This is a genomic window from Halomicrobium sp. HM KBTZ05, assembly GCF_041530035.1.
In the GTDB taxonomy this organism is placed as follows: Archaea; Halobacteriota; Halobacteria; order Halobacteriales; family Haloarculaceae; genus Halomicrobium.
The window spans coordinates 209,939-221,958 of sequence record NZ_CP168057.1; the positions used below are offsets into that span (position 1 = coordinate 209,939).

16 protein-coding genes are annotated in these 12,020 nt (G+C 66.6%); 7 read left to right on the forward strand and 9 right to left on the reverse strand.

Annotation, left to right across the window (positions count from 1 at the left end):
- The first annotated feature begins 19 nt into the window (after positions 1–19).
- A complete protein-coding gene (locus tag ACAH01_RS01110; protein WP_170093008.1) occupies positions 20–472 on the forward strand; it encodes an acyl-CoA thioesterase in 453 nt (150 codons plus the stop codon).
- Between the two features lie 93 nt (positions 473–565).
- Here the strand turns inward: ACAH01_RS01110 and ACAH01_RS01115 are convergent, their stop codons facing one another.
- Entirely contained in the window at positions 566–997 is a 432-nt protein-coding gene (locus ACAH01_RS01115; protein ID WP_372479968.1) for a DUF123 domain-containing protein, read from the reverse strand.
- Entirely contained in the window at positions 994–1,287 is a 294-nt protein-coding gene (locus tag ACAH01_RS01120; protein ID WP_372479969.1) for a hypothetical protein, read from the reverse strand. Before ACAH01_RS01120 ends, ACAH01_RS01115 begins: the two co-directional genes overlap by 4 nt.
- Positions 1,288–1,374: 87 nt before the next feature.
- On the opposite strand from ACAH01_RS01120, the gene ACAH01_RS01125 reads away from it, so the two are divergent.
- Entirely contained in the window at positions 1,375–1,830 is a 456-nt protein-coding gene (locus ACAH01_RS01125; RefSeq protein WP_372479970.1) for a trans-aconitate 2-methyltransferase, read from the forward strand.
- Complete coding sequence (locus tag ACAH01_RS01130; protein ID WP_372479971.1) at positions 1,827–2,216, forward strand: DUF2237 family protein; 390 nt, start codon at positions 1,827–1,829, stop codon at positions 2,214–2,216. Before ACAH01_RS01125 ends, ACAH01_RS01130 begins: the two co-directional genes overlap by 4 nt.
- Before the next feature lie 81 nt (positions 2,217–2,297).
- On the opposite strand, the gene ACAH01_RS01135 is transcribed toward ACAH01_RS01130, so the two are convergent.
- A complete protein-coding gene (locus ACAH01_RS01135; RefSeq protein ID WP_372479972.1) occupies positions 2,298–2,918 on the reverse strand; it encodes a TetR/AcrR family transcriptional regulator in 621 nt (206 codons plus the stop codon).
- Positions 2,919–3,032: 114 nt separating this feature from the next.
- On the opposite strand from ACAH01_RS01135, the gene hjc reads away from it, so the two are divergent.
- A complete protein-coding gene (gene hjc, locus ACAH01_RS01140) occupies positions 3,033–3,551 on the forward strand; it encodes a Holliday junction resolvase Hjc (protein WP_153552089.1) in 519 nt (172 codons plus the stop codon).
- On the opposite strand, the gene ACAH01_RS01145 is transcribed toward hjc, so the two are convergent.
- On the reverse strand, positions 3,548–4,405 hold the full coding sequence (locus tag ACAH01_RS01145; protein WP_372479973.1) for a polysaccharide deacetylase family protein: 858 nt from the start codon (positions 4,403–4,405) through the stop codon (positions 3,548–3,550). The genes hjc and ACAH01_RS01145 overlap by 4 nt on opposite strands.
- Positions 4,406–4,506: 101 nt before the next feature.
- Here ACAH01_RS01145 and ACAH01_RS01150 point away from each other — a divergent pair, with 101 nt between their 5' ends.
- Together ACAH01_RS01150 and ACAH01_RS01155 are read left to right on the forward strand one after the other, a co-directional pair.
- On the forward strand, positions 4,507–5,142 hold the full coding sequence (locus ACAH01_RS01150; protein ID WP_372479081.1) for an IS6 family transposase: 636 nt from the start codon (positions 4,507–4,509) through the stop codon (positions 5,140–5,142).
- 57 nt (positions 5,143–5,199) lie between these two features.
- Entirely contained in the window at positions 5,200–5,850 is a 651-nt protein-coding gene (locus tag ACAH01_RS01155) for a hypothetical protein (RefSeq protein ID WP_372479974.1), read from the forward strand.
- Between the two features lie 58 nt (positions 5,851–5,908).
- Here the strand turns inward: ACAH01_RS01155 and ACAH01_RS01160 are convergent, their stop codons facing one another.
- Genes ACAH01_RS01160 through ACAH01_RS01170 form a run of 3 tightly spaced genes read right to left on the reverse strand, consistent with a single transcriptional unit; the run spans position 5,909 to position 7,312 of the window.
- The gene (locus ACAH01_RS01160) at positions 5,909–6,490 is read right to left on the reverse strand and encodes an L-threonylcarbamoyladenylate synthase (RefSeq protein ID WP_170092999.1); all 582 of its coding nucleotides are present in this window, start codon (positions 6,488–6,490) and stop codon (positions 5,909–5,911) included.
- Positions 6,491–6,533: 43 nt separating this feature from the next.
- On the reverse strand, positions 6,534–7,049 hold the full coding sequence (locus ACAH01_RS01165) for a redoxin domain-containing protein (RefSeq protein ID WP_170092998.1): 516 nt from the start codon (positions 7,047–7,049) through the stop codon (positions 6,534–6,536).
- Complete coding sequence (locus ACAH01_RS01170) at positions 7,049–7,312, reverse strand: glutathione S-transferase N-terminal domain-containing protein (RefSeq protein WP_015761863.1); 264 nt, start codon at positions 7,310–7,312, stop codon at positions 7,049–7,051. The genes ACAH01_RS01165 and ACAH01_RS01170 overlap by 1 nt, the downstream gene beginning before the upstream one ends.
- A 118-nt stretch (positions 7,313–7,430) precedes the next feature.
- Between ACAH01_RS01170 and ACAH01_RS01175 the strand changes: the two genes are divergently transcribed.
- Positions 7,431–8,843 carry a hemolysin family protein gene (locus tag ACAH01_RS01175; protein WP_170092997.1) on the forward strand — a complete coding sequence of 471 codons (1,413 nt, stop codon included), beginning with the start codon at positions 7,431–7,433 and terminating at the stop codon, positions 8,841–8,843.
- A 382-nt stretch (positions 8,844–9,225) separates the two neighbouring features.
- Here ACAH01_RS01175 and ACAH01_RS01180 read toward each other — a convergent pair whose 3' ends face one another.
- Together ACAH01_RS01180 and ACAH01_RS01185 are read right to left on the reverse strand one after the other, a co-directional pair.
- Positions 9,226–10,410 carry an inorganic phosphate transporter gene (locus ACAH01_RS01180; RefSeq protein ID WP_170092996.1) on the reverse strand — a complete coding sequence of 395 codons (1,185 nt, stop codon included), beginning with the start codon at positions 10,408–10,410 and terminating at the stop codon, positions 9,226–9,228.
- A 138-nt stretch (positions 10,411–10,548) separates the two neighbouring features.
- Positions 10,549–11,931 (reverse strand): PKD domain-containing protein, encoded by a 1,383-nt coding sequence (locus tag ACAH01_RS01185; RefSeq protein ID WP_372479975.1) that lies wholly within the window; start codon positions 11,929–11,931, stop codon positions 10,549–10,551.
- Between the last annotated feature and the right edge of the window lie 89 nt (positions 11,932–12,020).

Consider the following 12,020-nt stretch of genomic DNA (forward strand, 5'->3'; position numbering starts at 1 on the left):
TTCTCTCGAAGCGCCTCGCATGCCGACGCTGGCTTCGACCCATCTGACGAACCGCTACCGCGTCCAGCCCAACCACGCCAACAACTACGACACCGCCCACGGTGGGATCGTGATGAAGTGGCTCGACGAGATCGGCGCGATGTCGGCGATGCGCTTTGCCGGCCACCCCTGCGTGACCGCCAGGATGGACGGGCTGAACTTCCGTCGCCCGATCCCCGTCGGCGACACCGCGCTCACGGAGGCGTACGTCTACGACTCCGGGCGGACGAGCGTCCGCGTCCGCGTGCGAGCCGAACGCGAGAATCCGACGACCGGCGAGACGGAGGTCACGACCGAAGGTCACTTCGTCTTCGTCGCGCTCGACGACGGCGAGCCGACCGGTGTCCCCGAACTCACGGCCGAGACCGACGCCGAACGCGAACTGCGGGACGCGGCGCTCGCCGACGCCGAGACCGACGGGAACGGTTCCTGATACTGCCGGCTGTCACTGTTTCGAGACATTCGCGACCACGGGGTCGCAACGTTCGTTACGGACGGACAGCCGGCAGCATGACCGGTCCCCGCGCTACCGGTTCGCCCGGTGTGCTCGATCGACTGAGTCCAGAAGCGCCGCCCGGTCGGGGTGGAAGGCGAGGTGCGACTCACAGTCGCAGTCGGAACTCCCGAACTCGGGGACGCGGCTGCCGGCGACGGCGTCGGCGACCGCACACTCGATGTCGACGCCCGCCGAGCGGACGACGTGATCGAGCTGGGTCCCGGGCGCGCCCAGCAGGTAGTCGACGTGCCAGTGACGCACGTCGTGTTCGCCCGCCGCGACGCGTTCGTGACGGTCGACGCGGCTGAAGCCGCCGCTGCCCAGTGCGCTCCCGGTGTAGGCGTACCACCCCGACGGGAACGACAGCGACCCGAGCGCCCCCACTTCGAGGGGGCCGCCCTCGGTCCGGTCGATCAGGAGGGTGTAGGTGCCGCCCGCGTCGGTCTCTTGCCCGCCGGTCACGCGCCGATCGCTGGGTCCGCCGCGAAGCTGTCGAACCCTTCGAGGCGGTACTCCCGGGAGTCGGTGCAGTCGTCGTTCTCCGCCGCGAGGTGGCCCACCAGCCAGTCGTAGGCGTGGACGAACGCCTCGTCGGGCGCGTCGGCGAACTGCTGCTCGACGGCGTCGGCGGTCAGTTCCTCGTCGTAGTCCTTGCGGAAGGCCGCGAGCTTCTCGGCGGCGGTCGCCGCGGTCGCTTCGTCTGCCCCTGCCGCTTCGAACACTGCCTGCACGTCGTCGGCAAACTCGCTCATGTCCGAACGGTGGCCGCCTGGCCCCGTATGCGTTCTGCTTCTGGCCCGCACCGACACCTTTTGTACGGGGACGATCGAATCGGATCCATGACAGACAACGAGTGGGATGGGCCGCGATACGACGACGCGGCCGGCTTCGTGACCGACTACGGCGACAGCGTCGTCGACCTGCTCGACCCGCGACCCGGCGAGCGCATCCTCGATCTGGGCTGTGGGACCGGCCACCTCACGGCGACCGTCGCCGACGCGGTCGGCAGCGAGGGCGATACACTGGGGATCGACGCGTCGAGCGAGATGATCGCGGAGGCACGCGCGGCCCACCCCGATCTGCGGTTCGACTGCGTCGACGCGACGGCCTTCCAGGCAGACGAGGCGTTCGACGCAGTGTTCTCCAACGCGGCGCTGCACTGGGTCGACGACCAGGACGCCGTCGCCGAACGCGTCGCCGCGGCGCTCGCTCCCGGCGGCTCCGGTTCGTCGCGGTGCGAGACGAGTCCGCCTCTCGCCAGACCTAACCCGTCGCTCGCCCATCTGTCGGTATGACCGAGACGAACGTGCTGGGCGAGCCACTCGAACCGTGCAGCACCGACCCGGAGACTGGCTTCGAGCGAGACGGCTGCTGTGGCGAGCACTCACAGGACCGCGGCCGCCACGAACTGTGTGCGGTGATGACCGACGAGTTCCTCCAGTTCAGCAAACGGCAGGGCAACGACCTCGTGACGCCGCGCCCGCAACTGAACTTCCCCGGGCTGGAGCCGGGCGACCGCTGGTGTCTCTGTCTGGGCCGGTGGGTCGAAGCCCTCCAGGCGACGCGCCGCGAGCAACTGCCCGAGACGACGGTGCCGCCGGTGGTCCTCGACGCGACTAACGAGGCCGTCCTGGACACTGTCGACCTGGAGACGCTGGAAGCCCACGCGTACGATCGGTGAGCGCTGTGGTGGCCCCGTCGCACCGCCGTCCGACTGTGACACAGAGTCCTATCGGCGAGAAAAGAGTCGCAGACGGCAGCCTCAGTCGTCACTCGCGGCCATCTCGTCGTCGACGAGGCTCTCGCCCTCGACCAGGAGCCGTTCGAGGAGGTACTCTTCGATGCCCGCGAGTGCGATCTCGGTCGGCGCGTCCTCGCCGAGGATCACGTCGTGGGACTGGGCTCCCTCGATGGCCGACCGGAACACCGCGGCGAACCGCTCGGGGTTCACGTCGTCGCGGAACTGGCCCTGCTCGATGCCCTCCCGGACGATGTCGGCGATCAGATCGCGGATGTGTCGGTCGTTGTGGACCTGCTGGGCACGCAGCGCCTCGTCGTAGGGGGCCTGTGCGCGCAGCCCCAGCAGCGCCATGTGTACGTCGTCGGGCCCCTCGCTGTCGTCTCCCTCGACGACGATCTCGGTCATCCGCAACAGCTGTTCCATCGGGTCGGCCTCGCTGTCCTCGTCGAACTCCTGCAGGAAGTTCTCCAGCAGGTGCTCCATGAACGAGACGATCAGGTCCTCCTTCGAGTCGTAGTGGTAGTGCAGCAGTGACTTGCTCTTCTCGAACTCGTCGGCGATCGACTGCATCGTCAGATCCGCATAGCCGTGCTTGCAGAGAGCCGCAAACGTGGCCTCCATGATGTCGTCGTCGGTGGTCATTGTTGACTGACTATCCAGTCAGGGGGCAAGAAACTGTCGCTCCCGAAGTCGCGTGAAATTAACCGCTGCTCCGTCGGCGTGCGCTTAAATACGTCGAGACCGACCGACCGAGTAATGGTAGGCTCGAACGCCAAAGGGGACCGCCGCGAGCGCGAACTCGTCAACGCCTTGGACGAGGCTGGTTTCGCGGTGATGCGCGCGCCGGCCAGTGGCTCGGCGACCGAACGGGAACTGCCGGACGTGCTGGCCGGCGACGGCGAGCAGTTCTACGCCGTCGAGGCGAAGTCGAGCGCGGGTGACCCGATCTACCTCGACGGCGAGGAGGTCGAGGCGCTGCTCTTTTTCGCCCGGAACTTCGGCGCGAAGCCACGGATCGGCGTGCGATTCGACCGCGAGGACTGGTTTTTCTTCCACCCCGGCGACCTCTACGTCACCGACGGCGGGAACTACCGCGTCAAGAAGGAGACGGCGCTGGCCGAGGGCACCGACTTCGACGAGTTCGTGGGCCACAGCGAGAAGGTCACGCTGGCCGAGATCGGCGACGACGACGGCCCGGATCAGGCGACGCTGGACGTTCTGGCGGCACTCGACCGGGGCGATCTAAGCGTCGAAGACGCGGCGGAGATGCTTTAACTGGAGAACGTCGTCAACTCGATCCCGCGTTCGCGTGCGGCCTCGATGACGAACGCGACCCGCTCGGGCGGGACCGTCTCCCAGGCGGTGTGGCCCGCCAGGATGCCCAGCCCGCCCCGAGCCGCGACGCTGTCGAGGTACGTCTCGATCTCGGCCCGCCGGAGGTGACTCCGTTCGAGGTAGTACCGCTGGTAGCTCGTCGGCGGGGTGCCCGGCCGGTTCGGCAGTGACCGCACGGCGGCGTTGGGGACCACGTCGTAGGTCTCGGCGGCCAGCGCCCACGCTCGCGGGTCGGCCGCGTCGTAGGGGAACACGAAGCCGTCGGGATCGTACCCCAGCTGGTCGAACGCCGAGCGAACGCCGACGATCTCGTCTCTGAGCGTCGCTTCGGTCGGGCGCACCACCGCCTCGTCCCCGTCGAACGCGGCGTCGATCTCGCCCTCGACGCCGAGGGTGACCGCCGCCTCGCCGACGGCGAGTGACTCCCCCAGCGTCACCGTCGTCGTCCGGTCGCCGTCGGTCAGCTCGTAGCGATCGCCCGCGAGAACGCCGTGTTCCTCGCCGGGGAACACGTGCCCGGCGGCGACGGTGAGCCGTTCGTCGCCGCTGGTCACGTCGGCCGCGAGGTGGTGGGCCTGCAGGTAGCGGTGACGGCTCCCGTGCGAGCAGATCTCACAGCCGGCCTCGGCCAGCGCGGCGAGCTGTTCGGTGGTGAGGTGGTCGTCGTCGCCCAGCCACTCGGGCACGACCGCCACCGCCGCGGGCGCGTCGTGAGCGCGCAACACGGGCAAGAGCTGTTCGTAGTCCGTCGCGTAGCCGTCGTCGAAGACGAGAACGAGCTGGCCGTCGGGCATGCCCTTTCGTTTCGAACTGCCGGGGATAAGTGTTGCTCGCGAGCGAGAGGTCGTGTTTAGTTAAGCGTGAAAAGTGAGGCGGGAGAACTTCTTGGTGCTCTATGCCAGAAATCACCCGCCTCAGTGGGAGTAGAGAGTGGATTGATTTGGATTTTATGGAGCGTGAGCGGACACCCGAACCGGCGATGGCGCTGGGTATTCAGTCCCATCTTGCGGGACTCTCGCTGTCGAATACCGTCGATTTGCTCGAAGCACTGGGTGTCCAACGCAGTCGGAAGGCGATCCACGATTGGGTTCAGAAAGCCGATCTACAGCCAGACTCTGGCCGATCTCCGAATCAAGTTGCGGTGGATGAAACAGTGATTCGGATCAACGACGAGCAATTTTGGCTGTACGCCGCCGCAGATCCCGCCACAAACGATCTGCTTCACGTTCGTCTCTTTTCGACTACCACGACTTCCCTCACCGAAATCTTCCTGCGCGAACTTCGGCAGAAACATGATGTCGAAACTGCCGAATTTCTCGTTGATGGCGCTCAACACCTCCAAACTGCGCTACAACGAGCAGGACTGCGATTTCAAATATCTCGCCACGGAAATCGGAATGCTGTCGAACGGATTTTCCGCGAACTGAAGCGCCGAACCTCGTCGTTTTCGAACTGCTTCAGTCACGTCGAACCGGAGACAGCCGAAAATTGGCTCCAAGCCTTCGCCAGCTGGCACAATGCTCCAAACTAAACACCACCGAGCGAGAGCGCCACACGTTTATGACCCGTGACGGGGCCAGGGGCGTCCGTGCACACCTTCCGTGACCTGGCGACGGCGGCGTACTGTCCGCGAAAGCTCTACTACCGACGGCGCGACGGCGAGCCGACGATCCCCGACGGCGTCGAGGACGTGCGACAGCTGGCCTTCGACTACGACACACTCCGGTCGGTCGACGCGGCGCTGCTCGCCGCCCCCATCGAGGTCTCGCCCGGCACCTACCGCGAGCGGCTCGGGCGGCTCGCGCGGCGGCTCGACTACTGGGACGGACTCGTCGATCCGCCGCGACGGGACGCTCTCCTGACCGGCCGAGACTGTCGTGGGATCGCCCACAAGGTGCTCGAAGCGCCGCTCGTCCCGTCGCTGGTCTTCGCCGGTGAGCCGCCCGACGAGGGGGTCTGGGAGCCCCAGACCGTCCGGCTCGTGGCCGCGGCCAAGGCCCTCGCCTGGGAGCACGAGACGACGGTCGAACGGGCCGTCGCCGAGTATCCGGCCTACGGCGTCGTCCGCGAGATCGACCTGACGGTCAGGCGGAAAGCGGCCTACCGGAAGGCCGTCAGGACGGCGGAGACGATCGACGGCCCGCCCTCACGTGTCGACAGCGACGCGAAGTGTGCCCCCTGCGAGTACCGCGAGACGTGTGGCACGACGACCCGCTCGCTGGCGAGCATGCTCTCGTAGGAGTCGGGCGTCGGCAGACGCGACGACGGTCGAGCGGAAAGCGACGACGGCGTGGCACTTAATGATCGGCCAGCCACGCCCGGATCGCCTCGCAGTCTGCCCCCTCCCGGACGATCTCGTCGGCGGCCACGTCGACCACCGTCGACTCCGTGCCGGGCGTCCGACCGCCGTCGAGGACCACTGCCGCGTCCGCCCTGACGGACTCCCCGATCTCCTCGACGGTCCGGGCGCTCGGCTCCCCGCTGACGTTGGCGCTGGTCGACGTGATCGGCGCGACTCGCTCCAGCAGCGCCAGCGCCAGCTCGTGGTCGGGCACGCGAATGCCCACGCGGTCACGCCCGGCGGTCAGCACGTCAGGCACCGACGACCGCCGTTGGGCCAGTACCGTCACCGGGCCGGGGAGGAAGGCTCGCATGAACGCCAGCTCGCGCTCGCTGGGTTCGGTGTAGTCGGTCGCCGCGTCGACGCTTGGCACCGCGAGCGAGACCGGTTTCGAACGGTCTCGCCCCTTCACGTCGAACACGCGCTGGACGGCGTCGGGGTCGAGCGCGTCGCCGGCCAGTCCGTACACTGTCTCGGTGGGGTAGATCACCAGCTCGCCGTCGCCGATCGCGTCGGCCGCGCGGTCGAGATCACTCATTACCCGAGCGTGGGCCGGGCCGCGAAAAAGCGTGCTGGAACCGCTATCGGATGACCGCCTCGACGGCGTCGTAGTCCGGGAAGTCGGGCCACTCCGTGGCGACCCAGGCGTACTCGATCGTCCGGTCGCTATCGAGGACGAACACGGCCGGCCGGGGCTCGGCCACGCCGCTCATCCCGTCGAGATCGTTGACGATGCCGTACGCCTCGGCGACGCCGTTGGCAGGGTCGGAGTAGAGCCGATACGCCTCGCCCAGATCCCGCTCGTCGAGCAGGCGCTTGTGGGCGTACGGCGTCGAGATCGACAGGCCGACGACGGTGGCGTCGGTGTGCCACTCGCGGTCGCGGATCTCGTTCCAGGCGTACGTCGCCGGGAAGGCCCCGTCCATGGAGTGAAAGACCAGCACCGTCGGGTCGTCGTCCTCGGCGACCAGCTCTGACAGCGCCACATCGGCCCAGTACTCGTCGGTGACCAGCGGGCGGGTGAAATCCGGCGCTCGCTCGCCGACCTCGGGGTGGTCTGCGGGACCGAGATCGACCACGTCGAAATCGAGCTCCATCAGTCGTCCCCTCCCTCGCCGTAGGTTCGGTCGAGGTAGTCGACGATGTTCGCACTCTCTGCCATCGTCACGCCCGTCTGCTCGTCGACGATCGCCGGAACGGTTCGCTTCCCACACAGGCGCTTGACCGCGTCGCGCTCCGAGTGGAGCGGTTCGACGAACCGGGATTCGTAGTCGAGGCCGTACTCCTGGAGCCGACGGACGACCCGCTCACAGAACGGGCAGGCCTGGAGCCGGTAGAGTGTGATGGCGGTGTCGCTCATACACCTCCCCGTAGGAGCGAGCGACCGGTAATTCTGTCGGGTGTGTCCGTTCCGTGTCGCGTTAGACGGGTGCCCCATGGCAACGTTTAATTCACACCCTCTGCAAACTCAGACGTTGATGGCTCTTGACCCCCCTGTCGGAGTCGATTCACTGGTAGCCTTGCCACTACAGGTCGACATCTACGGTCCCGTCCAGCTGCCCGAGAACGTGTTTCTCGGGATCGGTGCGGGGATCATTCTCCTCTTGATCGGGCTCTCGGCGTTCTTCTCCTCGTCGGAGATCGCCATGTTCTCGCTACCGAGCCACCGCGTCGAGGCCCTCGTCGAGGACGCCGTCCCCGGCTCGAAGACGCTCAAAGGCCTCAAAGAGGATCCACACCGGCTGCTGGTGACGATTCTGGTGGGGAACAACCTCGTCAACATCGCGATGTCCTCGATCGCGACGGGGCTGTTGACCTACGTCCTCGGGAGCGGCCAGCAGGGACTCGCGGTCGCGCTCTCGACGTTCGGGATCACCGCGATCGTCCTGCTGTTCGGCGAGAGCGCGCCCAAGAGCTACGCCGTCGAGAACACGGAGTCGTGGGCGCTGCGGATCGCCAAGCCACTGAAGTTCTCCGAGCGTGTCCTCTTGCCCCTGATCGTCCTGTTCGACTACCTCACCCGGATCGTCAACAAGGTCACTGGCGGCCGCTCGGCCATCGAGACGTCCTACGTCACCCGCGAGGAGATCCAGGACATCATCGAGACCGGCGAGCGCGAGGGTGTCCTCGACGAGGAGGAACGCGAGATGCTCCAGCGGACGCTACGGTTCAACAACACGATCGCCAAGGAAGTGATGACGCCGCGACTGGACATGGAAGCCATCTCGAAGGACGCCACCGTCGAGGAGGCGATCCAGCAGTGTGTCCAGAGCGGCCACGCCCGCGTGCCGGTGTACGAGGGGAGTCTCGACAACGTCATCGGCATCGCACACCTGCGAGATCTGGTTCGGGACCGCGACTACAGCGACGCCGAGACCGAGCTCGCGGACCTCATCGAACCGACGCTGCACGTCCCCGAGTCCAAGAACGTCGACGACCTCCTGACGGAGATGCGCCGCGAACGACTCCACATGGTCATCGTCATCGACGAGTTCGGGACCACCGAGGGACTGGTGACGATGGAAGACCTCACCGAAGAGATCGTCGGCGAGATCCTCGAAGGCGAGGAGGAGGAACCCATCGAGTTCGTCGGCGACGGCGAAGTCGTCGTCAAAGGCGAGGTCAACATCGAGGAGGTCAACGAGGCGATGGACCTCGAACTGCCCGAGGGCGAGGAGTTCGAGACGATCGCCGGCTTCATCTTCAACCGCGCGGGCCGCCTCGTCGAAGAGGGCGAGCGCATCGAGTTCGACAGCGTCGCGATCGTCGTCGAGCGAGTCGAGAACACCCGCATCATGAAGGCGCGGCTGTTACGGATCGATCCCGAGGACGGCGAGGACGGCGAGGCCGAGAGTGACGGCGACACGTCCACACAAACGGCGACCGAGTGATACGCGACGGTGTCGCCATTCACCAGATCGGTCACACGACACCGACACACTCTGTCGACAGAAAAGTTGCCACGTCTTCGGTCCTGCGGCTCGTATTTGGGTCTGTTCTAGTAGAAATAAGGAATATGTTGCTGTATGGCCGAAGTATCATGTACTGGGTTCACGAACGTTCGGTTACGATGGTTCACTCCCCAGATCGGCACGACGATACTGTCCCGATCGGCACGCGAACGCGAGCGGTAGACGACGGTGTGAGCGACACTGACCGTGCTTCGGACGACTCGGCTGGCGCGACGGAGCGCGATGCGACGCCGATCGTTCCCCACACCCGGGTGCCAAGATAGTCGGCGGATCAGCGCCGAGTCTGCCGTTTCGTCGTCGACTACAGGATGGACACGGCCGTGAAGACGCCGTAGCCGAGCCCGAGCGCCAGCGCCAGCGAGGCGACCCACGCCAGCACCGTCTTGCCCATCTTCTCGCCGCTGACCGACCCGCCGCCAGCGGCCGCGCCGCTTCCGATGATCGAGAAGACGATGATCTCGTTGAACGACACTGGGAGCCCGACGTAGACGGCCGTCTGTGCGATCATAAACGAGGGGATCAGCGCCGCGATCGAGCGGCGTGGTCCCAGCGACGAGTAGTCCTGCGAGAGCGCCTTGATCATCCGTGGTGCGCCGGTCCAGGAGCCAGCGAGCAGGCCGATCCCGCCGCCGAGCAACACGGCCGTGATCGGCACCGTGAACGTATCGAGCAGCGGGAGTAGTGGCCCGATCGCCAGCCCGACCTGACTGCCGCCGGCCGAGAAGGCGACGAGCCCGCCCATCACCAGCAGGAACCGCCGCTGTGCTCGCTCGCCGTGTTCGTGGATGTCGTACCACACCGCCGCCGCGATCAGGAGCCCGAGCACGAGCGAGACCAGCGCCCGGCCGCCGGTTCCGCCCTCGAAGGTGCGCGCGAGGGCGACCGAGAGGGCACCCGGGCCGCCGTCGGGTCCGAGCCCCGTGAACTCGACGTTCGCCAGTAACACGCCGACCAGGCCCGCGAGCCCGGCGATCGAGAACCGCTCCGCGATCCGGTCTGCGCGCAGCAGTTTCGCCGTCAGGAAGCCGACGAAGCTCCCGGCGAACGGCGTCAATACCCACAGCAAGGCGATCTGCTGGTACTTTGGCCAGGCTGGCTGGCCGCCCATCGCCAGCCCGACGCCGACGACCGCGCCGGTGACGGTAAAGGCCGTCGCGATCGGGTAGCCGGCGAAGACGCCGATTGCGACCAGCACCGCCGCAGTCAGCAGCGCGATCGTCGCCGCGATCGCCGAGAGGCCCCCACCGTCGGGGAAGAGTATGAGGCCGCTCCCGACCGTCTCTGTGACGTTGGCCCCCTGTAACACCGCTCCGAGCAGACCCAGAATACCGACGAAAAAGCCTGCCCGCATCACCGAAATGGCGTTGGCCCCGACTGCCGGTGCGAACGGCGTCGAGCCGGACGATCCCGCACCGATCGCCCAGGCCATGAACAGACTCGCTGCGGCGGCGATCACGAGCGTTCCGAGCGTGCTCCCAGCAACCATCTGTCACCGGTTTTCGCCGGCCAGCGTATTAGGCTGTCGACTGGTGGGAAACGGCCTCATACTACCGGCTGTAACTTCGCAAAAATCTTCGCCACCCCGGGGGTGGCGAAATCGGTCACAGATGTACAGCCGGCAGTATCAGTTGCTCCCGCTCTCGACTGGGTAGAAGGCGTCGGAGTGGCCGTAGTCGCTGGTGTCTCGGTGCAGTGCCCACATGCTGACGTTCCCGATCCCCTGCTGTTTCGCGAAGTCGGCGACGTTCTGGGAGTCGCTGACCGACCACTCGGACTCGTTCACGTTGGGGAGGAACCCGAGCTTCGCACGCCGCTGTGCCTCGTTCTTGTCTGGATAGACGTTGCTCATCCAGTCGACCGTGCCTTCGACGGCCGATTTGACCCGTTCGGGAGTCGTGTCCACGTCCGTCCAGTCCATCGTCATGATGTTGATGTACTCCAGTTCGACGCCCTTGTCCAGCGCGTCGGTGATCATGTCTTTCCCGGGACAGTGATCGGCGTTGACGATCCCGGACGGTCTGGCGGCGACCGTGTACGTGACTTTCACGTCCGGCCGCTCGGACTGGATCTGTGCCAGCGCCTCGTTTCGCATCTCGTAGTAGGTGCCGTCACGGCCCGGCTCGTCGTAGTTCTCGTCGTCGATGTCGATGTGCGTCACGCCGAGCGTGTCGAGGACCGTCTCGTAGGCGCTTTTGACCTCCGAGACGCTGCTCGCGTCGCGGGCGACGATCCGGCCGTCCCAGCCGCCCATCGCGACCCACACGTCGTAGCCTTCGTCCTGGAGCGTGCTGATCTTGTCGGCGTGGTCCGAGAGCGGCCGGTCGCCGTCCGCGGTGAGCCACGCGGGGGTGACCGTCCCGTCGTCGGTGCCGTCGCCGACGAACGAGAGGACGACGCGGTCGGTGCTCGCGTTCCGTGTGTCTCCGAGAATGTCGCCCCACGTTCCGAGGTACGGCGTGAAGATCGCGTCGCTGCTGCCCGACGAGGAGCTGACGGAGATTCCCGTCGTCGCACTGTCGGTGGCCCCGTCGTCGTCGGTGACGGTGAGTGTGACGGTGTAGTCCCCGGTCGCGTCGTAGCTGTGACTCGTCGTCGCTCCGGTCGCCGTCGTCCCGTCGCCCAGCTCCCACTCGTAGCTGGCGATCGACCCGTCGGCGTCGGACGATCCCGATCCGTCGAGGTCGACGGTCGTTCCGGGTTCGACGGTCGTCGAGGACGCGCTGACCGACGCCGTCGGCCCCTCGTTGCCCGTTCCACCGTCGCCGTCACAGGACCCTTCGAGCGTCCAGACGGCCTCGCTTTCGGCCGGGGCGGTGCCCCGCGTCCACCACTCGGCGGTCCAGAGGGACCCCTCGTAGGTCACCTGATCGCCGCCGTTGTAGGTCGCGTCTGGGTCCCACTCGGCGACGTTGCTACAGTCCGTCGCGGCCACGGTTGTGCCAGCGCCAGCCGCGAGGACGAACGTACTCGATACCGCACGAATGAACTCTCTGCGTGAATTGTCCATAGTTGTCACTCTCGGAGGCAGTCGTTGGCCCCAACCCCACGCGTCCCATGCCAGTGGTGTGTCGGACGACCTCGGGCGCTCGACAGCCC